The sequence below is a fragment of the Myxococcota bacterium genome (genome assembly GCA_041389495.1).
Taxonomy (GTDB): domain Bacteria; phylum Myxococcota_A; class UBA9160; order UBA9160; family UBA4427; genus JAWKRT01.
Window position 1 is genome coordinate 960401 of sequence record JAWKRT010000001.1, and the last position, 22163, is coordinate 982563.

The 22163-nt window shown below is 73.9% G+C and carries 20 protein-coding genes; 11 read left to right on the top strand and 9 right to left on the bottom strand.

Features of this window, described 5'->3' with window-relative positions:
* Positions 1 to 21 precede the first annotated feature (21 nt).
* On the top strand, positions 22 to 1356 hold the full coding sequence (locus tag R3E88_04265; protein MEZ4215670.1) for a M18 family aminopeptidase: 1335 nt from the start codon (positions 22 to 24) through the stop codon (positions 1354 to 1356).
* Here R3E88_04265 and R3E88_04270 read toward each other — a convergent pair.
* On the bottom strand, positions 1305 to 1757 hold the full coding sequence (locus R3E88_04270; GenBank protein MEZ4215671.1) for a hypothetical protein: 453 nt from the start codon (positions 1755 to 1757) through the stop codon (positions 1305 to 1307). The genes R3E88_04265 and R3E88_04270 overlap by 52 nt on opposite strands.
* Positions 1758 to 1937: 180 nt before the next feature.
* On the opposite strand from R3E88_04270, the gene mscL reads away from it, so the two are divergent.
* The gene (mscL, locus tag R3E88_04275; GenBank protein MEZ4215672.1) at positions 1938 to 2339 is read left to right on the top strand and encodes a large-conductance mechanosensitive channel protein MscL; all 402 of its coding nucleotides are present in this window, start codon (positions 1938 to 1940) and stop codon (positions 2337 to 2339) included.
* A 40-nt stretch (positions 2340 to 2379) separates the two neighbouring features.
* On the opposite strand, the gene R3E88_04280 is transcribed toward mscL, so the two are convergent.
* Positions 2380 to 3207, bottom strand: a complete 828-nt coding sequence (locus tag R3E88_04280) for a mechanosensitive ion channel (GenBank protein ID MEZ4215673.1) — start codon at positions 3205 to 3207, stop codon at positions 2380 to 2382.
* Between the two features lie 335 nt (positions 3208 to 3542).
* Here R3E88_04280 and R3E88_04285 point away from each other — a divergent pair, with 335 nt between their 5' ends.
* The 3 genes from R3E88_04285 (at position 3543) to R3E88_04295 (ending at position 5416) form a co-directional block, all read left to right on the top strand.
* Positions 3543 to 3989, top strand: coding sequence for a hypothetical protein (locus R3E88_04285; GenBank protein MEZ4215674.1), 447 nt, complete (start codon positions 3543 to 3545; stop codon positions 3987 to 3989).
* Positions 3990 to 4104: 115 nt separating this feature from the next.
* Positions 4105 to 4554 (top strand): BON domain-containing protein, encoded by a 450-nt coding sequence (locus tag R3E88_04290; GenBank protein ID MEZ4215675.1) that lies wholly within the window; start codon positions 4105 to 4107, stop codon positions 4552 to 4554.
* A 4-nt stretch (positions 4555 to 4558) separates the two neighbouring features.
* Complete coding sequence (locus R3E88_04295; protein ID MEZ4215676.1) at positions 4559 to 5416, top strand: hypothetical protein; 858 nt, start codon at positions 4559 to 4561, stop codon at positions 5414 to 5416.
* On the opposite strand, the gene R3E88_04300 is transcribed toward R3E88_04295, so the two are convergent.
* The 6 genes from R3E88_04300 to R3E88_04325 form a co-directional block, all read right to left on the bottom strand.
* A complete protein-coding gene (locus R3E88_04300; GenBank protein MEZ4215677.1) occupies positions 5413 to 7284 on the bottom strand; it encodes an ATP-binding protein in 1872 nt (623 codons plus the stop codon). The two genes, R3E88_04295 and R3E88_04300, sit on opposite strands and share 4 nt — an antisense overlap.
* 84 nt (positions 7285 to 7368) lie before the next feature.
* Positions 7369 to 9015 (bottom strand): acyl-CoA dehydrogenase family protein, encoded by a 1647-nt coding sequence (locus tag R3E88_04305; protein MEZ4215678.1) that lies wholly within the window; start codon positions 9013 to 9015, stop codon positions 7369 to 7371.
* A 230-nt stretch (positions 9016 to 9245) separates the two neighbouring features.
* Positions 9246 to 9656: a DUF4332 domain-containing protein gene (locus R3E88_04310; protein ID MEZ4215679.1), complete on the bottom strand. Its 411-nt coding sequence runs from the start codon at positions 9654 to 9656 to the stop codon at positions 9246 to 9248.
* 160 nt (positions 9657 to 9816) lie between these two features.
* On the bottom strand, positions 9817 to 10350 hold the full coding sequence (locus tag R3E88_04315; protein MEZ4215680.1) for a DUF3465 domain-containing protein: 534 nt from the start codon (positions 10348 to 10350) through the stop codon (positions 9817 to 9819).
* Positions 10347 to 12836 (bottom strand): DUF87 domain-containing protein, encoded by a 2490-nt coding sequence (locus R3E88_04320; GenBank protein MEZ4215681.1) that lies wholly within the window; start codon positions 12834 to 12836, stop codon positions 10347 to 10349. The genes R3E88_04315 and R3E88_04320 overlap by 4 nt, the downstream gene beginning before the upstream one ends.
* Before the next feature lie 56 nt (positions 12837 to 12892).
* Positions 12893 to 13660 carry an inositol monophosphatase family protein gene (locus R3E88_04325; GenBank protein MEZ4215682.1) on the bottom strand — a complete coding sequence of 256 codons (768 nt, stop codon included), beginning with the start codon at positions 13658 to 13660 and terminating at the stop codon, positions 12893 to 12895.
* Positions 13661 to 13910: 250 nt separating this feature from the next.
* Here R3E88_04325 and R3E88_04330 point away from each other — a divergent pair, with 250 nt between their 5' ends.
* Positions 13911 to 14783, top strand: coding sequence for a hypothetical protein (locus tag R3E88_04330; GenBank protein ID MEZ4215683.1), 873 nt, complete (start codon positions 13911 to 13913; stop codon positions 14781 to 14783).
* A 28-nt stretch (positions 14784 to 14811) separates the two neighbouring features.
* Entirely contained in the window at positions 14812 to 15609 is a 798-nt protein-coding gene (locus tag R3E88_04335; GenBank protein MEZ4215684.1) for an alpha/beta fold hydrolase, read from the top strand.
* A gap of 26 nt (positions 15610 to 15635) precedes the next feature.
* Here R3E88_04335 and R3E88_04340 read toward each other — a convergent pair whose 3' ends face one another.
* Positions 15636 to 15965: a DUF971 domain-containing protein gene (locus R3E88_04340; protein ID MEZ4215685.1), complete on the bottom strand. Its 330-nt coding sequence runs from the start codon at positions 15963 to 15965 to the stop codon at positions 15636 to 15638.
* A gap of 91 nt (positions 15966 to 16056) precedes the next feature.
* Between R3E88_04340 and npdG the strand changes: the two genes are divergently transcribed.
* The 4 genes from npdG to R3E88_04360 all read left to right on the top strand — a co-directional run bounded on the left by npdG (position 16057) and on the right by R3E88_04360 (position 22159).
* Positions 16057 to 16734 carry an NADPH-dependent F420 reductase gene (gene npdG / locus R3E88_04345; protein ID MEZ4215686.1) on the top strand — a complete coding sequence of 226 codons (678 nt, stop codon included), beginning with the start codon at positions 16057 to 16059 and terminating at the stop codon, positions 16732 to 16734.
* Between the two features lie 651 nt (positions 16735 to 17385).
* The gene (locus R3E88_04350; protein ID MEZ4215687.1) at positions 17386 to 20214 is read left to right on the top strand and encodes a vitamin B12-dependent ribonucleotide reductase; all 2829 of its coding nucleotides are present in this window, start codon (positions 17386 to 17388) and stop codon (positions 20212 to 20214) included.
* A gap of 131 nt (positions 20215 to 20345) precedes the next feature.
* Complete coding sequence (gene sppA, locus R3E88_04355; GenBank protein ID MEZ4215688.1) at positions 20346 to 21335, top strand: signal peptide peptidase SppA; 990 nt, start codon at positions 20346 to 20348, stop codon at positions 21333 to 21335.
* Positions 21314 to 22159 (top strand): inositol monophosphatase family protein, encoded by an 846-nt coding sequence (locus tag R3E88_04360; GenBank protein MEZ4215689.1) that lies wholly within the window; start codon positions 21314 to 21316, stop codon positions 22157 to 22159. Before sppA ends, R3E88_04360 begins: the two co-directional genes overlap by 22 nt.
* Positions 22160 to 22163 lie beyond the last annotated feature (4 nt).

Genomic DNA, 22163 nt, shown 5'->3' on the forward strand with positions numbered 1-22163 from the left:
GGTATCGCTATCCTCGCGCCGATGCCGGATCCGATCGCCGATCTCATTGCGTTCATCGACCGCTCCCCGACCCCCTACCACGCCGTCGCCGAGACGGCCGCGCGCCTCCGTGCCGAGGGCTACGAGCGGCTGTCGGAGAACGAAGTCTGGGACCTCGGCCCCGGCGATCGGCGGTACCTCGAGCGCAACGAGGGGACGCTCGTCGCGTTCGAGGTCGGCGTGCAGGCACCCTCGCGCGCCGGCTTCCGCATCGTCGGTGCACACACCGATTCGCCGAACCTGCGCCTCAAGCCGCTGCCCGACGTGTCCGCGCACGGCTACCAGCAGGTCGCCGTCGAGCCGTACGGCGGCGTCCTGCTGCACACGTGGCTCGACCGCGATCTCTCGATCGCGGGGCGCGTCACGCTGCGCGGCGAGGCGGGCGTCGAAACGGTGCTGCTCGACTTCGCGCGGCCGCTCATGCGCGTCCCGAGCCTCGCCATCCACCTGAACCGCGACCTCGCGACGAAGGGGCTCGAGCTCAACGCGCAGCAGCACCTGCTCCCGGTGATCGGCGTCGGGCAGGGGCAGAGCCTCGTCGAGCTGGTCGCGAACGAGCTCCGCGCGCAGGGGATCGCGAGTGCGCCCCGCATCCTCGGCTTCGACCTGATGGCGTACGACACGCAGTCGTCGGGTGTGTCGGGGCCGCGCGGCGAGTTCGTGCACGCCTCGCGGCTCGACAATCTCGCGTCCTGTCATGCCGGGCTGTCGGCGCTGCTCGGCGCCCGCGCGTCGGGCCCGCCCGCGTTCACGCGCGTGCTCGCGCTCTACGACCACGAGGAGGTCGGGAGCCGCAGCGCGCAGGGCGCCGCGGGCCCCGTGCTCGAGTACGCGCTCGATCGCATCGTGGCGGGCTTCAAGGGCGGCGAGCCGCAGGGCCTGCCGCGCGCGCTCGCGCGCTCCGTGCTCGTGTCGGCCGACATGGCGCACGCCGTCCACCCGAACTACGCGGATCGCCACGAGCCCGGCCACCGGCCCGTGATCGGCGGCGGGCCGGTGATCAAGGCGAACGCCAACCAGGCGTACGCGACCGATGCCGCGACGGCCGGGATGTTCGCGGCGCTGTGCGACGAAGTCGGCGTGCGCCCGCAGCACTTCGTCGTGCGCAGCGATCTCGGCTGCGGCTCGACGATCGGCCCGATCACGGCGGCGCGGCTCGGCGTGCGCACGGTCGACGTCGGCAATCCCATGCTGTCGATGCACTCGTGTCGCGAGATGGCGGGCGCGGCGGACGTCGCGCCGATGATCGCGGTGCTCGGCGCGTTCTACTCGGCGGACGTCGCGCTCGTCGACCCGGCCTCGCGCGGGCGCCAGTAGCGCCACGCCTGCGCGAGCGCGGCGAGGAGTGCGAGCGTCTGGATGGGCGGCCACGCGCGCTCCCACGCGCTCGGAGCGAGCTCGGAGCGCGCGCAGAGCGACGCGTCGCCGAGGCTCGTCGACGCGATCGCCGGGGCGATCCACGCGAGGTCGAACGCGACGAGCGGCAGCGCCGCGAGCGCGAGCCAGCGCAGCGAAGCGCGTTGCCGCACGCCGACCCCCGCGAGCCAGGCGCCGAGCGCGCCGACCACGCCGAACACCGCGGTGCCGCTCCACAGCGCGTCGTCGCCCGGCGCACAGTCGGCGCTCGGCACCACCGCGAGCGTCAGCGCGAGCGCGATCGTCACCAGCCAGCCGCCGGCGCCGCCGGCGATCGCGAGCACGGCCTCGCCTAACCTCATCGCGGCCGGCCTCCCGTGCGCGTCCTCGCGAGTGCCCGCGTGCGGGGGGAATCCCACCTCCCGAGGCGACTTCGCGGCCGTTCGACCCTTCGTGCCGTTGACGGAGCCGCGCGGAGCGTGTCAGGGTTTCGCCCGATGCGAGGCGCGCTCTGCGCCGTCGCGCGAACGAGGAGATCCGTTTTGAGCCTCATCAGCGAGTTCCGGGACTTCGCGATGCGCGGCAACGTCGTCGACATGGCCGTCGGCGTCGTGATGGGCGGCGCGTTCGGGAAGATCGTCAGCTCGTTCACGAACGACGTGCTGATGCCGCCGATCGGCATGTTGACGGGCGGCATCGACTTCTCCGACAAGGCGCTCGTGCTCAAGGAAGCGGTGGGCGAGACGGCCGCCGTGACCCTCAACTACGGCACGTTCGTCAACACGGTCATCGACTTCCTGATCATCGCGTTCGCGATCTTCATGGTCGTCAAGGCCATGAACTCCGCCAAGCGCAAGGAGGAGGCGGCGCCGCCCGCACCGCCCGCCCCGTCGAAGGAAGAGGTGCTCCTGACGGAGATCCGCGACGCGCTGCGCTCTCGCTAGGCCGCGCCCGCACGGCTCCGGGCTCCCGCCCGCGGCGGCGCTAGCGCGCCGCGGGCGGGATGACGTGCAGGTCGCGCTGCGGGTACGGGATCGAGCAGCCCGCCGCCTCGAGGCGCTCCTTCAGCGCGCGCATCAGGTCGAAGCGCAGCGCCCAGTAGTCCTCCTTCGCGCACCACGGCCGCACCGTGATGTTCACGGACGAGTCGGCCATCTCGATCACGGCCACCACCGGCGCCGGATCGGCGAGCACGCGCGCGTCCTCGCGCAGCACGCCCTGGATCGTCTCGATCGCCTTCCCGATGTCGTCGTCGTACGAGATGCCGACGACGATGTCGTTCCGGCGCTGCGCGTTCCGGGAGTAGTTCTTGATCGTCGTTCCGAAGATCGACCCGTTCGGAACGGTGATGTGGACGTTGTCCGGCGTGTCGAGCGCCGTCGTGAAGACGCTGATCTCGCCGACGGTGCCGGCGACGCCGGCGACCTCGACGTAGTCGCCGGTCCGGATCGGGCGGAAGACGAGCAGCATCACGCCGGCCGCGAAGTTGGCGAGCGTCCCCTGCAGCGCCATGCCGACGGCGAGGCCCGCGGCGCCCATGACGGCCACGAGCGACGTCGTCTGCACGCCGAACAGGTTCAGCACCGCGATGATCACCGCGGCGAGCAGCAGGTAGTAGACGCCGTTCGAGAGGAACGGGACGAGCGTCGCGTCGGTGCCGGCGCGCTCGAGCGAGCGGTGGACGCCGCGCCGCACCGCGCCGGCCGCGATGCGCCCCACGACGAGCACGGCGATCGCACCGACGACCTGGAGTCCGTAGGTGGTCACGAGCTCGAGAGCGTTCATCGTGAGGGCCGTCATGCGTTCGTCCACGTCGTCGTCCTCCGCGCGGGCCTCGTCGCGGGACTGCGACGCGGGCCGGGTGACGGTAGCGGCACCTCCCGGCATTTCCGCCCGCGAGGCCCGGTCGCAGCGCGAACGCGCGCTCCGCTCGTTCTCGTAGGGTTTCGGCCAGTCGTCGCGCCGTCGCGCGAGCTGGCCCTACACTGCGCGCCATCGCAGCGCGGCTGCCGTCTCGCGGTCGGCCGCGCCGCGGCGACGCGCTCCGCTTCCGTTCGCGTTCGCGCGCGCAGTGGCGCGCGTCGACGCATCACCCGGCTCCGATCGCGCCGCGCGCGCGGAGCCAACTCCGAAGGAGGAGAGCACCGATGCTTCGAAGGACACCGGTCTGGATCGCACTGCTCGGTCTCGCGATCGCGGTCGCCTGTGGATCCGAGGACTCGACGTCGTCGGGGAGCGACGCCGCGAAGGGGATGATGGACTCGGCCCGACAGGCCGCGAGCGACGCGGCGCAGTCCGCGTCCGACGCCGTCGACTCGGCGACGCAGGCCGCCGGCGACGCGCTCGACGCCGCCGGCACGGCCGCGAACGACGCCGCCGCGTCGGCGCAGCAGGCTGCGGGCGAGGCGATGGATTCGGCCCAGCAGGCGGCGAGCGACGCCGCGGACAGCGCGGGAGCCGCCGTCGACGCGGCCAAGACGGATGCGGCCGCGAAGGCGGATGCGGCCGCGAAGGCGGTCGACGACGCCGCGGACGACGCGCGCAACCGCGCCGCGGATGCGCTCGATGCGGCGGAGCAGGGTGTTCGTCCGTAGCACCGGCTGCGGTCCTCGCCGGGAGCGCGGTGTGTCCGCGCTCCCGGCTCGCGCGTCCGCGCGTCGCTCGCCCGCGCGCCGCGCGCCCGCTGCGGCGATCGCGACGTTGCTCGCGTTGGCGATCGCCGCGTGCGGCGCGCCCGACCCCGAGGATGCGCTCGACGACGCGGCGGCCGAGCTCGCGACGGCCATCGAGCACCGCGCGGCGGCCGACGCCGAGGTCGAGCGCACGCGCGAGCGCATGCGCGAGCTCGAGGACGAGCTCGGCGACGCCGAGCGCGTCGCCCGCGAAGCCGCCGCGCACGTGGCCGAGGCGGAGCAGCGCGTCGCGGCGCTCGCCACCGACGACGTCCTCTTCCGGGTGGTGCAGCGCCGGCTGCTCGAGGACGGGGAGCTCGCGGACGCCGCCGTGCGCGTCGACGTCGCCGGGCGTGTCGCGACCCTGCGCGGCGTCGTGCCCGACGAGGAGGCCCGCGCGCGCGCCGCCGAGATCGCGCGCTCGTCTCCGGGCGTCGTCGAGGTCGTCAACGAGCTCCGGAGCACCGCTCCGCCGAGCGAAGGCTAGGCGCGTGCGCATCGCCACCCGCCTCGGTCTCGCGCTGGTCGCGCTCGTCGCGGTCGCGGCAGTCGGGGTGTGGATCTACCTCGACCGCGCCGTCGAGCTCGCCCTCGAGCGCGGCGGCGAGCGCGCGCTCGGCGTGGCGACGACGGTCGGCTCGGTGCGCGTCGAGCCCTTCGGAGGCACCGTCGGTCTCGCCGACGTGCGCATCGCGAACCCCGAGGGCTTCGGCGACGCGCCGTTCCTCGCGGTCGGCGACGGGCGCGTCGACGTCGCGATGTCGACGCTCGGCGCCGACGTCGTGCGCATCGACCGCATCGAGCTGCGCGATCTCGCGCTGCGGCTCGAGTCGCGCGGTGGGCGCGCGAACTACGAGTCGCTCGGGCGGACGCGCGCGGCCGGCTCGGGCGACGACGCGGGCCGCGGCGTGATCGTGCGCGAGCTCGTGCTCCGCGACGTGGTCGCCCACGTCGACCGCGAGGTGCTCGACACCGGCGCGGGTGACCTCGTGGTCCGGATTCCCGAGATCGCGCTGCGCGACGTCGGCTCCCATTCCGACGGCGGCGTGCTGGCGTCCGAGCTCTCGTCCGTCGTCGTCGCCGCGATCGTGCGCGCCATGGTCGAGAAGGGCGTGGCGCTGCCGATCTCGCTCGTCCGGCGCACGGCGACCCTCCCGCTCGACGTCGGCGTCGAGGTCACGGGCGCGGTCGCCCGCGCGATCGGCGGTGTGGCCGACGAAGGCGAGCGCGTCGCGCGGGACGTGCTCGGGGGCGCGGTCGACGAGGGCGTCCGCCGTGCGACGGGCGCGTTGCGCTCGATCCTCGGCGGCGGCGAGGCGCCGGCCGACGAGGAGAGCACGCCTCGTTAGGCGCGCCGGACTCCGTCGGGTCGCGACTCGTCGCGAGGGAGCCGGACCTCGAAGGTCGTGCCCCCACCGGGCCGCGACTCGACGCGCAGCTCGCCGCCGTGCATGCGCACGATCTCGTAGGAGAAGTAGAGCCCGAGGCCGGTCCCCTCGCCCGCGCTCTTCGTCGTGAAGAAGGGCTCGAAGATGCGGTCGCGCAGGTCGGGCGCGATGCCGCAGCCGTCGTCCTTCACCGTCACGGTCGCGACGCCGTCCTCCTCGCGCAGCGCGATGCGGACGCGGCCGTCGTCGCCGACGGCCTGGAGCGCGTTCACGATCAGGTTGAGGAAGACCTGCCGCAGCTGCTCGGGCGAGGCGAGCACCGGAGCGACCGGCGCGAAGTCGCGCTCGATGCGCACGCCGGGCCTTCGCTGCGGCGAGGCGTACCGGAGCGCGTCGTCGAGCAGGTCGCCGAGCGCGACGCGGCTCTGCTCGGCGACCCTGCCGTGCGAGAACTCCTTGACCTCGCGCACGAGGCGGACTGCACGCGACACGCCCTCGAGCGCGTCGTCGAGCAGCTCGCTCCCCTCGGCGACGCGGTCGAGCAGGTCGTCGGACGCGTCGAGCTTGCGCGCCTCGCTCTCGATCGATCCGAGCTCGTCGCGGAGGAGGCGGAGATTGGTGAGGACGTAGGCCATCGGGTTGTTGATCTCGTGCGCGATGCCGGCCGCGAGCGCGCCGACCGCCTCCATCTTCCGGGACTGGCGCAGACGCTGCTCGAGCGCGACGCGCTCGGACACGTCCTCGACGACGGCCTGTGCGCCCGTCGTCCGCCCCTCGTGGTCGCGCAGCGGAACGAGGTGCGCGCGGAGCCGCAGCTCGCGGCCCCAGCGCGACGCGTAGGCGAACTCGCCGGACGAGGGCTGGCCCGTCTCGAGGCAGCGCCGGACCGCGTCGGAGACGCCCGCGCGCGCGAGGACGGGCGACGTGAACACGTTGCTCGTCGCGCCCGGTGAGGCGTCCGGGGCGCCGAGGATGCGCAGCAGCGACTTGTTGAGCGCGGTGACCGCGCCGTCGAGGTCGAACGCCACGACGCCGACGGGCGCGTCGTCCACGAGCCGGCGGGAGCGCTCCTCGCTCTCGCGCAGCGCGCGCGTCCGGTCCTCGACCATGCGCTCGAGCTCGGTCGTCAGGCGTCGATGGCGATGGACGAGCAGGAAGTTGAGCGAAAGGGCGATCGCGAGCGGCGCGTACGGAAGCAGCAGCGGGAGGTCGAGGACGCGGATCGCGCTCGCGATCGAGGTCAGCGCGAGCAGCGCGTAGACCGCGAGCCCCGCGAGCATTGCGCCGCGCTCCCTCGGCTCGAGTCCGACGTCGCGCAGGCCGCGCGCGACGTGCGCGGCCACGACGACGACGAGCACGGCGATCCATCCCGCCGACGCGCGCACCGGCACGCCGAGGAAGCCGTGCCCGTCCCAGTCGAGGCGGAAGTCGGTCGTCGCGCCGTCGACGAAGAGCGGCGTCGCGACGCCGGCCGCGAACGCCGCGAGCGCGGCGGCGCCCCACGTCGCCGCGCGCCGCGGGGTCCATCGACGCCCGCCCAGCGTCGACGACACGCCGGCGAGACAGTAGGCGAGGACGATGCTGGTCGAGACCTGGAAGCGCGCCGCGAGCACGGCGGCCTGTGGATCGGCGGTCGAGACCTGCACGATGCGCGCGGCCTGGAACGCGACCGACGCGAGGCACCACCCGGCGACCCACGCGTGCGACGGCGCGCCGCGGCCTCCGCGCCAGAGCCACAGGTGGAGCGCGCCGATGTAGGCGACGACGCCCATCACGAACGCGAGTGCGAGTCTGGATCCCAGGTCGGCGATCGTCGCGTCCCCCGACACCACCGCGGTTCATCGCGGCATCGGGGTGCGCTATCGGGAGATGCGCGCGCGCGGCTGAGCGCGCGCGCGCCGGACCGTGCGCGATCAGCCGGCGAGCACGGCGCGGCCGACGACCTTGAGCTCGAGCACGGGCTTCACTCCCTCGAAGATCGGAAGCACCGTCGCATCGACCACGTAGCGGCTGATCGGGTATTCCTCTGCATAGCCCCAGCCGCCGTGCATGAGCTGCCCCTGCTGCGTGGTCTCGACCGCGACGTCGCACGCGAGGAGCTTCGCCTGCGCGGCGAGCGGTGCCGCCGCGCGCTCGTCCTCGTCCATCGCGCGGGCCGCCGCGTACGTGATCGCGCGCGCGCCGGCGAGCTTCGCGGCCATGCGGCCCAGCGTGTAGCGCGTGAGCTGGAACTCGGAGATCGCGCGGTCGAACTGCGTGCGGCCCGTGACGTACTTCGCCGTCTCCTCGAGCGCGGCCTGTGCGAGCCCGCAGCCGCGTCCGCCCGTCTGCAGGCGTCCGGCCGCGAAGCCGCCCATCTGGAGGTAGAAGCCGCGCCCGAGCCCGCCCTCTTCGCCGACCAGGTTCGCGGCCGGCACGAAGTAGCGCTCGAGGTTGAGCGTGAACGAGTGCATGCCGCGGTAGCCGGGCGTCGCGTCGGCCTTGCCCACGATGCGCCCGCCCGTCGGCTGCTCCGACACGAACTCGTGCCCGCGGAACGACGTCTTCGGCACGATGAAGAGCGAGAGGCCCTTCGCACCCGGCGTCTTCGCGTCGGTGCGCGCGAGCAGTGCGAGCACGTCCGCGCGGCCGGCGAACGTGCACCACGCCTTCGGCCCGTCGAGGATCCAGCCGTCCTCGCCTCCGACGTGCGCGCGCTCGGCGCGGCACTTCACGCTCGCGACGTCGCTCCCGACGTCGGGCTCGGTCACCGAGATGCCGACCATCAGCTCGCCGCTCGCGATGCGCGGCAGCCAGGCCTGCTTCTGCGCCTCCGTGCCGCCCGCGATCAGCGCCTTCGTGAGGATCTCGGGGCGCGTGATCAGCGAGCCCGCCGCGGCGAGCGACGCGCGCGAGAGCTCCTCGGTCGTGAGGATCATCGCGAGGTTGCCCATCTCGACGCCGCCGTACTCCTCGGGCACCGAGAGCCCGAAGAAGCCGAGCTCGGCCATCTTCTCGATGAACTCCTCCGGCACGTCCTCGTCGCGGCGGTGGATGTGCTCGGCGTGCGGCATCACCTCGGCGCGCGCGAACTCGCGCACCTGGTCGCGCACCTGCTCGTGCGTCTCGTCGTGCGGCCAGTCGTTGCGGCCGAGCGTGTCGCAGACGTTCGCTCCGATCTCGCGCATCACGCGCTCGGACACGGCCGCGCGCAGCTGTGCGCGCACGTCGACGGGGAAGGCCTGCTCGACGGCCGCGTCGCCGAGCCCGAGGTCGTCGGCGGCGAGGGAGAGGCGGTCGCGCAGCGCGTGCGCGAGCTCGCCCACGGCCGCGACCGCGGTCAGCTCGAAGGCGTCGGAGCTCCGGCCCTCGGCGCGCGCGGCCTCGACGGCCGCGAGCGTCTCGCGCATCGCGACCGCCTCGGTCGCGGCGTAGGCGACGCGCTCGGTCAGCACCTGGTGGTCGTCGATCGCGGCGCCGTCCTTCGTGATCGCGCGGGCGCGCTCGACCGCGCGGTCGAGCAGCGCGCGCGCGGCGGCATCGAGCGTGTGGGCGACGTCGAGCGTGGGGAGCGAGCTCATCGGGACAGGCCTTTCGTCGTTCGCGATCGCTCGCGCACCGGGTCTTCGAGCGGCGGGGGCCGTGCGGCACCGGGAGCGCGGGGCTGGGTACGGGCCCGGCGAGGCGCGCGCCTCGCGGGCGCCGGACGGTAGCGCAGCGCCGGTGCCGGCCCGGAGCGAGACGCCCCGCGCAGGCGGGCCTGCGCGGGGCGTCGAGCGGGCTGCGTGCGGGCGCCGCGCGGGCGCCGCGGTCAGTGCTCGACCACGCGCGGAAGGTCCTTCGCCTGCGCGATCCACCCTGCGAGCTGCTCCGCGGTCGGCACGCGCCGCGTGAGCTTCTTCTCCGCGTTCACCTCGGCGCACTTCACGGCGAGGTTCGCGGCGTTGCGCTGTGCGAGCTCCGGCACGCTGTCGACGCCGGCCGCCTCGAGGAGCTCCGCGAACTCGCCGCCGACGCCGTCGATCCGGAACAGGTCGACCATGTTGACGAAGCCGAGGATGCGCTTCTCGGGGATGCCGGTGTCGGCCGCGAGCGCCTCGCGACCGGGCTTCGTCGCGCCGCGCGCGAGCAGCGAGTCGGTGTCCTTGCAGCCGCACGCGCGCAGCTTCTCGCCGAATGCCGGGCCGATGCCCTCCACCTCTTCGATCTTCTTGTTCGCCATCGGGGGTCTCCTTCCTGCACGGATGTGGAGCCCGCCGCGCGGGCGGGCTCGACGGGCTCGTGTCGATCGGTCGCCCGGCCGCCGCCGTGCGGCCGGCGCCGCGGGCCATGGAGTGCAACGCCGCTTCGCGCGTCGGAGTCACGCGGCCGGGCGCGCCCGCCTACTCGTAGCGAACTCCGGCGTGCTCCACGTAGCCTTCGTCGTGCGAGCCGGCGGGGTCGCGATGCGTCCAGTGCAGCACGCCGCCGCGCTCGTTCCACTCGTACTGGCCGCGCACGCGCACGCGGTCGCCCGGCGCGAGCGGCACGCGCGGCGCGAGGTCGATGTTGTGCGCCACGAGCAGCGTCCGCCCGCCCGCGAGCTCGATCAGGAAGCGCTGGTGACGCGAGCCGTCCTCGTCGTCGCGCAGCGTCTTCGCGACGCGTGCGTCGACGGCCACCATCAAGCCCGAGCGCCGTTCGCGGAACGCCTCCTCGATGCGCGCATCGTCCCGCCCGGCGCGCTCCGGCGCGCTGCCGTCCCGCGCCGTCGGCGCAGCCGGGGCCGGCGACGCCGAGCGCGGGAGCGGCGCGGTCGCGGGCTCCTCGCGGGCGTCGTCCGGTGCGAGCTCGAACGCGAGCGCGGCGAGCAGCGCGAGCGCCGCGCCCGCGATCGTCGTCCGCTTCGCGCCCCGACGTCGCGGCCGCGCGCTCACGCGCGTGCCGGCGCGGCCGGAGTCTCGAACGCCGGCGTGGCGATGCCCGTCGCGTCGACGCGCCACGGCGTCCAGACGAGCAGGAGCTCCTCGATCGCGACGTCGGACTTGCGCGGCGCGATGCGCAGCTCCTCGACGTCGAGGTCGTCCGCGGCGATCGGCTCCTCGAGCGCCGCCACCGCTTCCTGGAACTCGGTCTCGAGGTCGCGCAGCTCGTCGCGCAGCGCGTCCGCGCGGTCCTCGGCGCGCGCGATGTCTCCCCTGTCGCGCGCCGCGCGGCTCGCGCCGCGCGCGACCGACGCCGCGCGCCCGACGTTCGTCGCGCTCCCGAGCTTGCGACCGAAGAGCGCACCGACGAGCGTCGTGCCGGCGGTGATCCACGTCGAGCGCTTGCTGTCCTCGTACTGCTCCTTCTCGACCTCGACGCGCTGCTCGGCGCGAGCGATGCGGTCCTGCACGCGCGCGAGCTTCGGCGCGAAGCGCGCGCGCAGCTTCTCGACCTCGAGGTCGCGCTGCTCGCGCACGAGGCCGCGGAGGCGGCCGCGGAAGTCGTCGAGGGTCTCGCCCGGCTCCGAGACGGCCCGGGGCTTCGCGCACTTCCACAGCACGAGCGGGTGCTCGCGGTAGAGCTGCGTCGCGAGCTGCTTGCCCCAGCTCGCATAGCTTCGCGCGCGCGCGGCGTCGGGGGGGAGCGGGGCGAACGCCGCGCCGTCGACGGGCGCGGCCGCGAGCTCGGGCAGCGCGCGTCCGAGCGGCGCCGCCTCGGCCCACGGCGCGACCGACGTGTCGTCGTCGAGCGGCGCGAGCAGTGCGAGCTCGCGCCAGAGGTCGATGCCCGCGCTCGCGTTCGCGTGGCGGAGCGCCGCGCGCGCGGCGAGTGCGGGCCGGTAGACGAGCCGCTCGTGCGCGGCCGGCGGACGCGTCACCGGAAGGAAGGCCTCGCGCACTTCGGGCGGGAGCACGGGGCGCGCTTCGGCCTGCTGCGAGGCGGCCGGCGCGCGCGCCGCCGATGCGACGGAGGCCTCGGCCGCCGCGGGTGCGCGCGCGGGCCGGGTCTCGCCGGACCGGTCCGCGCCGCCGCCGTCGCCCGCGAGCCGCTTGATCTGGTCGCGCGCGAGCGGGCCGGCGAGGTACGACATCGCCCAGCGCGTCTCGAACACGACCGGCCCGTCGTCGTGCACGTTGTTCATCACGAACACCCGGCTGCCGAGGCCGGCGAGCGTCCGCTCCATGCGCGCGCGGTCGAAGCCGCCGCTCGCGGTCGCCGCCGCGCCCTCGAGCCCCTCGAGCACGCGCTGCTTGTCGCGCTCGGCCTGCAGCCGCCCGAGGAACCACGTGCCCGTGTTGCCGAGCCCCTTGTAGTCGAGGTCGACGGGATTCTGCGTGGAGAGCACGCACCCGAGGCCGTAGGCGCGCGCCTGCTTGAGCAGCGTGAGCATCGGCGTCTTCGAGGGCGGGTTCGCGGTCGGCGGGAAGTAGCCGAACACCTCGTCCATGTAGAGGATGGCGCGCAGCGAGGAGCTTCCGGGCTGCGCGCGCATCCACGCGACGACCTCGGTGAGCAGCAGCGTCACGAAGAACATGCGCTCGCTCTCGGAGAGGTGGGAGAGCGACAGCACCGAGAGGCGCGGCCTGCCGCCTTCGCCGTAGAGCAGGCGCGCGACGTCGAGCGGCTCGCCCTGCGTCCAGGCGTCGAAGCCCGGCGACGCGAGCAGGTTGTTGAGCGTCATCGCGAGCTCGAAGCGGTCGGCGGGCGGGTAGAAGGAGTCGAGCTCGAGCACGCCGACGCGCTGCACGGGCGGGCTCTGGATCTGCGCGATGAGCGTCGGCAGGTCGAGGTCGCGCCCCGCCGTCCACGCGTGCTGCAGCAGCGTCGAGAGCAGGATGTGCTCGCGGCTGCGGAGCGGGTCGGCGTCGACGCCGAGCAGGCCCAGCAGGCTCGCAGCGGCGGCGCCGATGCGCTCCCGCAGCGCGTCGGCGTCGTCCATCACGGCCGGGCCGGGCGCGGCGAGCGAGCGCAGCACGGCGATCGGCCGGCCCGCGGTGCTCCCCGGCGTGTAGATCGCGCGCTCGCACGCGTCGACATAACGTCGGATCCGCTCGGGCGGCTGGTCCCAGCGCGCGAGCCCGTCGCGCCACAGCTCGGCGGTCGCCTTCGCGTGCTCGTCGGCCGTGCGGCCCTTGCGCGCGGCCTCGGCCTCGTCGATCCACGGCCGGAAGTCGCCCGGCGCGAGGTCGGGGAACGCGAGCAGCATGTTGCCGAGGTCGCCCTTCGGGTCGATCGCGATCACGGGGATGCCGTCGATCAGCGCCTCCTCGAGCAGGTCGATGCCGAGGCCCGTCTTGCCGCTGCCGGTCATCCCGATGATCACGGCGTGCGTCGTCAGGTCCTTCGCGTCGTAGAGGAGCGTCTCGCTCGTCGTCTCGCCGGTCGCGAGGTCGTGCACGCGGCCGAGGTAGAACGCGCCGAGCTTCTCGTAGTCCACGGTCGTGCCTCCGGTCGGGTCGGGGTCGGGGTGGATCGGGGAGCGCTCGCGCCGCGTCAGTCGCCGTCGACGAGCGCGAGCAGCGCGTCGCAGAGGGCGGGGCTGCCGAGCACGAGGCCGAGCTTGCCGCTCGGGAGCGTGCGCGCGTGGCAGACGCCGCCGGCCTCGGGCACGAGCACCTGCGTCGCCGCGACGTCCCACGGGTTCAGGTCGACGTCGACCATCGCGTCGACGCCGCCGCCGAGCACGAGCGCGTGGCCGAACGCGTCGGTGTAGCCGCGCAGCATGCGCAGGCGCGCGGCCATGCGCTCGAACGCCGGTCGCATGCCGGCCGCGTCGAAGCAGAACGGATCGCCGTGCGAGACGATCGCGCTCGCGAGGTCGCTCCGCTGCGAGACCCGCACGGGTGCGCCGTTGCGTCGGCAGCCTCCGCCCTTCCAGCCGACGTAGCGCTCGTCGAGCGCGGGGAGGTCGATCAGCCCGACGAGCGGCTCGCCGTCGACGACGAGTGCGACGAGCGTCGAGAAGAGCGGGATGCCGCGTGCGTAGGCGATCGTCCCGTCGATCGGGTCGACGACCCAGGTCGGGCGCGCGTCGTCGCGCTCGCCGCCGTACTCCTCGCCGAGGATCGCGTGGTCGGGAAAGGCGTCGGCGATCGCGGCGCGGATCGCGCGCTCGGCGGCGCGGTCGGCCTCGGTCACCGGAGAGCCGTCGCGCTTCGTCTCCACCGCGACGTCGCGGAAGCGCGGGAGCGTCTCGCGCCGCGCGAGGTCGGCGGCGTGGGCCGCGACGGCCGCGGCGCGTTCGAGGTCGAGGGGGGCCACGGCGCGGAGCATACGCGACGCCGCGCGCGCGCTGCGCGCGTCCTGCGCATCGCCGCGGTGCGGCGGCGCGCGCGCCGCGGTGCGCATCGCCGCTCCGATCGCGCTCCGATCGCGCGCGGATCGCGCGCCGATCGCGTCGAGCGCGCGTCGATGGCGCGCCGCCCGCGGTTCGGGCGGCGCGCGCGTTCAGCCGTGGCGCCGTCGCACCGATCCGCCCGCGCGAGCCGCCGGCGCGGCCGGAGCCCCGAGCATGAACGCCTCCGCTTCCTCCGCCGCGCGCGCGGCCACCTCCCCGGCCGCCGCGTCCGGCGCGGCCTCCCTCGCGCTCGCCGTCGCGATCGCGCTCGCCGTCGGCGGGCCGGCGGGCGCCGAGACCCCGCTCGCGGCGTCGGGCGGCGAGGCCTGGATGCCCGTCGACGTCGGCCTCTACAAGCGCTTCGTCCACCGACAGGACCGCGACTACACGACCGGCGGCATGTCGCTCGGCGTCGATCGCATGGTCGGAACGCGCGAGGAGCGCGTGGTCGCGGCCGGCGCCGACGCGGGCGACGCCGCGGCCGAGATCCGCATCTCGACGGAGCTCCGCGGCGACGAGTCGCAGGTGTCGCGCGAGACGAAGCGCGTGTTCGTGTCGCCCACGTCGAGCGCCTACGTCGTGCACGGCTGGGACGCGGTCGCGGACGGCGAGCAGTACCGGCTTCGCTATCCGAGGCCCGCCGTCGTGCTCGACGAGAAGGCCGCGGTCGGGAAGCGCTGGCACGTGAGCAGCGAGAGCGTGGGCGGCCTCGCGGGCGAGACGTGGGGCGAGGTCGTCGGCCTGCAGGACGCGCGCACGCCGGCGGGCCGCTTCGAGAAGTGCCTGGTCGTTCGCTACACCGGAACCGTCACGGGCGAGATCGAGATCCCGGGCGCGGGCCGCATGCAGGTCACCGACGGCGAGGTCGTGGTCACGGAATGGCACGCGAGGGGCATCGGGCTCGTGCTGTCGCAGGAGCGGCTGCGCGAGACGCTCGTCGGCGAGGGCGGCGTCGAGCTCGTCGCGTCGATGGAGTCGGAGACGTCGCTCGCGGAGTGGCGCCGCGAGGGGGCCGGGGCGCGCGGCCCGGCTCGCGCGGCCGACTGAAGGCGCGCGGCGCGCGCCGCGGCACGGCGTGACCGCCGCGCTCCACACCGACGTCGCGGGGCCGGAGGGCGCGCCGCTCGTCGTCCTCCACCACGGCTTCGCGGGCAGCGCGCGCAACTGGCGCCCGCAGATGCGCGCGCTCCGCGCGCGGGCGCGCGTCGTCGCGTACGACGCGCGCGGGCACGCGCGCAGCGCGGCGCGCCTCGAGACCGCGCGCTTCGGGCTCGACGATTTCGCACGCGACCTGGGCGACGTCGCCGACGCGCACGGCGGTGCCGCTGCGCGCTTCGTCGCGGGCGGCCTCTCGCTCGGCGCCGCCGTCGCCCTTCGCTTCGCGCTGCGCGACGTGTCGCGCGTGCGCGGGCTCGTGCTCGCCGCGCATCCGGCCGGTCGCGCGGGGCAGGGCGGCTTCGCCGCGCGCGCCGAGGCCTTCGCGGTCGCGCTCGAGCGCGAGGGGCTCGAGAAAGCGGGCGCGCGCTTCGTGTGGGGCCCCGACAGCGGCCTCGACCCGCAGGCGGCAGCGCTCGTCCGACGCGGCTTCCTCGAGCATCCGGCCGCCTCGCTCGCCGCGATCCTCCGCCAGGCGATCGCCGTCCTGCCGTCGCCGTCCGAGCTCGCAGGCGAGCTCGCGGCGCTGCGCGTCCCCGCGCTCGTCGTCGTGGGCACGCGCGACGCGGGCTCGCTCGAACCCTGCCGCGAGCTCGCGCGCCTGCTGCCCGACGCGACGCTCGTCGAGGTGCCGGGCGCCGGTCACGTGGTGAACCTCGCGGCACCCGCGGCGTTCGACGCCGCGCTGCTCGCGTTCCTCGATCGCATCGATCGTTAGGCGCGCGCGGTCGCGCGCACCGGGCGTCAGAGGCCGGCCGTCCCGTCCGCGAGCGCGCGCAGGCGCGCATAGGGATAGATGCCCGCGTCGTGGCCGTCGCTCCACGCGATCTGGATCGCATAGCGTCCGACCGCCTCGATGCGGAGCGGGTGGACGTCCTGCGGGACGCTCTCGGGGTCGAGGCGCAGCTCGCCCGTCCACTCGTCGACGCAGTGCGCGCAGCCGCACGCGAGACGCAGCTCGCGGACGTCGAGGAGGGAGCGCACGCCGTCGGCCCAGTCGACGGCGAGCGTCGCGGCGTCGTGCTGGCGGATCGCGCGCGGCGTCGTGCGCGGGTCGTCGGGCGGAGGCGGCATCGCGCCGCGAGCATACCGGGCCGCCGCGCGCGTTCGCGCGCCGCGCGCGTCGTTCGACGGGCGCGGCGCGGCTGCTAGGCTGCGGCCCGCCATGAACTCCGACGCAATCGCAATCCTCGGTGGAACGGGAGACCAGGGCCTCGGCCTGGCGCTCCGCTTCGCGAAGGCCGGACGCCCGGTCGTGATCGGCTCGCGCAAGGAAGAGCGCGCCGTGCAGGCGGCCGACGAGGTGCGCCAGGCGGTGCCGGGCGCCGACGTCACGGGCTTCGCGAACGAGGTGGCCTGCAAGCGGGCGCGGATCGTCATCCTCTCCGTTCCGTTCGAGCACATGGCGGGGACCACCAAGGGCATCAAGGGCGACCTCGAGGCCGGGCAGATCGTCGTGTCGATGGGCGTCCCGCTCGCCGCTGCGATCGGCGACGGGGCGATGCGGACGATCGGCATCTGGCAGGGGTCGTGCGCGGAGCTCGTCGCGTCGCTCGTGCCGCCCGGCGTCGAGGTGGTCTCGGCCTTCCAGAACGTCTCGGCGCACCGGCTCCGCGAGCTCGACCACGAGGTCGAGTGCGACGTCGTGGTCTCGGGGGCGAAGGGGCCGCGCGAGGCCGTGATGGCGCTCTGTCCGCTGATCCCCGGCCTGCGCGCCGTCGACGGCGGGCCGCTCGCCAACGCGCGCATCGTCGAGGAGATGACGGCGCTCCTGATCGGGCTCAACATCCGGTACAAGCTGCCGGAGGGGATGGGCATCCGGTTCACCGGCCTCCCGGAGTAGCCTGCGCGCCGCCCGATCGGGCATCTCTCCTGCAATTCCAGGGACTTGCGCAGCTCTCGTGCGCATCGGTCGCGCCGCGGTGCGGCGCGGCCGGCGGCCGCCCCACCCCGTGCCCGCGCGCGCGTCCCGCGCAACTGCTCGAAACGCAAGGACTTGTGCCTCACGCGCGGGGGAGCCACGAGATTTTGTGTACTCCCCGGGAATTCTTCTTGACGCTCGTGGAGCGCCCAAGTACAAACGTCCGCTACGGGGATGTGATGTCCCTCCCGTGGCCTGGGGGGGTTCGCAACTAAGGCGGTTGCGGGGAGGGACGCGAGCCTGAGAAGGGACGGAGGACCCGACTCTTGCTCGGGGGCGCCGGGGAAACCCGGCGCCTCTCTCGTCTCCGGATCTCGTGGCATTGCGGCGTCGTGGGACGGGTGAGCTCTACGCGCCGGCGGCACGGTCTTCGCCGGCACCTCGCAAGCATCGGGCCTCGGGCATCGGGGACGAGCAGCAGTGGAACAGCCATGGCGTCGGGCCGCACCCGACGCGGAACGGGCGACGCTGCGCAGTAGGGCGACGCGAACCACGGCTCGGCCCCGGCGCGGCGATGCGGCAGTGCGAAGCGGCAACCATCGAACCAATCGAGCGACCACACTGGGGGGGCACATGGGCACGACGACCGAGGCGAAGGGCAAGCGCGGCGGCAAGCGCCACCTCCAGGCGGTCGGCGCGGGTCGACGCGCGGGCAAGGGCGGTGCCTCGAAGGACGGCCACGGCCGCGGCCTCGAGATCCCGCGCTACTTCACGCAGCCCGGCTCGCATCCCTTCGACGGCGTCGAGTGGGAGCTGCGCTCCGCCAAGATCACGAACGAGAAGGGCGAGATCGTCTTCGAGCAGACGGACGTCGAGGTGCCGAAGGACTGGTCGCTGCTCGCCACGAACGTCGTCGTCTCGAAGTACTTCCGCGGGCACGTCGGCACGCCGGAGCGCGAGCGCAGCGTCAAGCAGCTGATCGGCCGCGTCGTGCAGCGCATCGCGAGCTGGGGCGAGGAAGGCGGCTACTTCCGCACGCCGGCCGACGCGCAGTCCTTCGCGGACGAGCTCACCTACCTGCTCGTCCACCAGAAGATGGCCTTCAACAGCCCCGTCTGGTTCAACCTCGGCGTCGCCGACACGCCGCAGCAGGCGAGCGCGTGCTTCATCAACTCCGTCTCGGACACGATGGAGTCGATCATGGACCTCGCGAAGACCGAGGCCATGCTGTTCAAGGGCGGCTCGGGCACCGGCTCGAACCTCTCGACCATCCGCTCCTCGCGCGAGCCGCTCCAGGGCGGGGGCGAGGCCTCCGGCCCGGTCTCCTTCATGCGCGGCTTCGACGCCTTCGCGGGCGTGATCAAGAGCGGCGGCAAGACGCGGCGCGCCGCGAAGATGGTGATCCTCAACATCGATCACCCGGACGTGCGCGAGTTCATCTCGTGCAAGGCCGACGAGGAGAAGAAGGCCTGGACGCTGATCGACGCCGGCTACGACGGCGGCTTCAACGTCCCGGGCGGCGCCTACGACTCGATCGCCTTCCAGAACGCCAACCACTCGGTGCGCGTGACGGATGCGTTCATGCACGCCGTCGAGGCGGACGCGAACTGGAACACGAAGGCGGTGACGAGCGGGCAGGTCGTGGACACGTTCCGCGCGCGCGACCTGCTGCGCGAGATGGCGGACGCAGCGCACCTGTGCGGCGACCCGGGCATCCAGTACGACACCACGATCAACCGCTGGAACCCGGTCAAGGCGTCGGGGCGCATCCACTCGAGCAACCCGTGCTCGGAGTACATGTTCCTCGACGACACGGCGTGCAACCTCGCCAGCCTGAACCTCATGACCTTCGTCGACGACGCGGGCGCGTTCCAGGTCGAGGACTTCCGGCGCGCGGTCGCGATCACGATCCTCGCGCAGGAGATCGTCGTCGACCCGGCCGACTACCCGACGCCCGCGATCGACCACAACAGCCACCTGTACCGCCCGCTCGGCCTCGGCTACGCGAACCTCGGCGCGCTGCTGATGTCGTTCGGCCTCCCGTACGACAGCGACGAGGGCCGCAACCTGTCGGCGGCGCTCACGTCGCTGATGTGCGGCGAGGCGTATCGGACGAGCGCCGAGGTGGCGAGCGCGATGGGGCCGTTCCCGCGCTACCGGCCCAACCGCAAGCCGTTCCTCGAAGTGATCGGGATGCACAAGGCGGCGGCCGAGGCGGTCGCGCACGAGGGCGTTCCGGACGACCTGTGGCAGGCGTCGCGCGACGCATGGGCGGGCGCGCTCGAGCTCGGTGCGCAGCACGGCTACAAGAACGCGCAGGTGACGGTGCTGGCGCCGACCGGGACGATCGCGTTCATGATGGACTGCGACACGACGGGCGTGGAGCCCGACATCGCGCTCGTCAAGTACAAGAAGCTCGTCGGCGGCGGCTTCCTCAAGATCGTGAACAACACGGTGCCGATGGCGCTCGAGAAGCTCGGCTACGACGAGCGGCAGATCGGGAAGATCGTCGAGTACATCGACGAGCACGAGACGATCGAGGGCGCTCCGGAGCTCCGCGAGGAGCATCTGCCGGTGTTCGACTGCGCCTTCCGCGCGCGCAACGGAACGCGCTCCATCCACTGGATGGGACACGTGCGGATGATGGGCGCCGTGCAGCCCTTCCTCTCGGGCGCGATCAGCAAGACGGTCAACCTGCCCGAGGACGCCTCGGTCGACGACGTCGCCGAGGCCTACATGGAGGGCTGGCGGCTCGGCCTCAAGGCGCTCGCCATCTACCGCGACGGCAGCAAGCGCACGCAGCCGCTCAACGCGGGCAAGTCGAGCGACAAGGGCGTCAAGATCGCCGACCTGCGCCCGCAGCGGCGCAAGCTCGACGACGAGCGGCAGGCGCTCACGCACAAGTTCTCGATCGCGGGCCACGAGGGCTACCTGACCATCGGCCTCTACAGCGACGGTCAGCCCGGCGAGATCTTCCTGCGCATGGCGAAGGAGGGCAGCACGGTCTCGGGCCTGATGGACACGATCGCGACGATGACGTCGATCGCCCTCCAGTACGGCGTCCCGCTGCGCGCGCTCGTCGACAAGTTCAGCCACACGCGCTTCGAGCCGTCCGGCTTCACGAACAATCGCGAGATCCCGATCGCGAAGTCCGTGATGGACTACGTCTTCCGGTTCCTCGGCAACCGCTTCCTGCAGAGCGAGGCCGAGGTCGCGGACTTCGACGGCGGAGCGGACGACGCGGCGGGCACGATCAGCCTGGTCGGCGACGCGTCCTCGAAGACGGCGATCGCCGGCGGCTCCGGGCGCAAGCTCGAGGCGGGGGCGGGCGCCGGAGAGCGGCCGTCCTCGTTCGTGAACCAGGCGGACGCGCCGTCGTGCATGGACTGCGGATCGATCATGTTGCGCAACGGCGCCTGCTACAAGTGCCCGAACTGCGGCAGCACGAGCGGTTGCAGCTAGGCGCGAGCCGCGTCACCATGCGGCGCGAACTAGCATCGAGTGCGAGCGCCCGCGGTCGAGTGGAGGCGCTCGCGGCACGGCTGAGGGCTTGATCATCGGGGGGTGAGAGAGCCCAGGGAGCACGAGGAATCATGGTTCGTTGGGGGGCGTCCATGGTGCCTCGTGCTCCCGCGCCGTCGCTGCAGATCGCGTTCGCCGCGGCTCTCCTCCTCGCCACCGGGTGCATCGATCTCGGCGGGCTCGCCGGCGGGCGGCGCCCGCTCGAGGAGACGGTCGTCTTCGGGACGAGCGGCCCTCCCGTCCTGCTGCTCGACATCCGCGGCGCGATCATCGACGCCGACGAGCCCGGGTTCCTCGGGACCGGTCCGGAGAGCACCGTGGCGCGCGTGCGCGAGCAGCTCGCGCGCGCCGAGAGGTCCGGGGTGCGCGGAGTCCTCCTGCGCATCGACTCGCCCGGTGGCAGCGCATCCGCGAGCGAGATGATCTACCGCAACCTGCTCGCGTTCAAAGCGCGCACGCGCGTCCCCGTCGTCGCGCAGATGATGGGAACCGCGGCCTCGGGCGGCTACTACGTCGCGATGGCCGCCGACGAGATCCAGGCCTATCCCACGACCGTGACGGGCTCGATCGGCGTCATCATGGCGGGGCTCAACTTCGCCGGGCTGATGGAGAAGCTCGGCATCGAGAACCAGACGTTCACCGGCGGCGCCTTCAAGGACGCGGGCTCGCCGCTGCGCGACATGCGCGCCGAGGAGCGCGCCTACATCCAGGCGATCACCGACGCCCTGCACGCGCGCTTCAAGGAGGTCGTCGCGGCCGGCCGGCCCGGGCTCACGCCCGAGCGCGTGTCCGAGCTCGCCGACGGTCGCGTGTACGTCGCGCAGCAGGCGCTCGAGAACGGGTTGATCGACCGCATCGGGACGATCGAGGAGGCCGTCGCGCGGGTCGAGGCGCTCGCGGGAGTCTCGAGCTCGCGCGTCGTGAGCTATCACCGGCCCAACGAGTACCGCGACAACCTCTACACCCGCGCGGCGCCCGGCCCGGTGCTCCAGCTCGATCTGCGCCCGCTGCTCGGCCCCTCGCCGGGCTTCCACTACCTGTGGCTCCCGCGGACGAACTGACGCCCGACGTCGATCCGGCCGAGTTCGTCGAGCTCGTTGCGCCGGCGATGCGCCAGGCGGCCTCGATCGCGCGCGCGCTCGAGGGACGCGTCCAGAACACACCCAAGGAAGGCGAGCCGACGGCCGTGAAGCAGGCCCTCACCGTGGCGGACACCGCCACGCAGGAGGCGCTGCTCGTGCCGCTCGCCGAGCACTTCCCGCACGTCGCGCTCGAGGCCGAGGAGGACACGGAGACCGCGCGGATGTTCCCGCGCGAGGGGCCCGTGCGCGTGGTGTGCGACCCGATCGACGGCACGCTGCACTCGTACCTCCGCGGCGAGGGCCCCTACGGCGTGCTCGTCGGGCTCGAGCGGCGCGGTCGCTACGACGCCGCGCTCGTGGCGCTGCCGCGCGAGGGCCTGTTCTACGACGCCGTTCGCGGTCGCGGCGCACGCGCGTGTCGCGCGGGCGGCGAGCCGGGCGCCGCGCGCTTCTACGAGCTCGGCACGCGCGTGCTCGTGTCGCACGGGATGCCGGAGGCCGTCTTCGAGGCCGTGCGCGCGGCCGGGTTCGACCCGCTGCCCGCCTGCGGCGGCGCGGTGGCGGTCGCGCCGCTCGTGAAGGGCGTGCGCGCCGGGCTGCGCTGGGGAAGCGCGCCCGAGGGCATCAGCATCCGCGGGCGCATCGGCCTGCTGATCGCGCGCGAGGCCGGGCTGCACGTGCGCGCGCTCGGCCTCCGCGACTTCCCCGACGACGTCTCGACCTTCGAGCCGGGCCTCGTCGTCGCACGCGACGAGGCCGACCTCGACGTGCTCGACGCCGCGCTGGCGCTCGCGCGCCCGTAGTCGG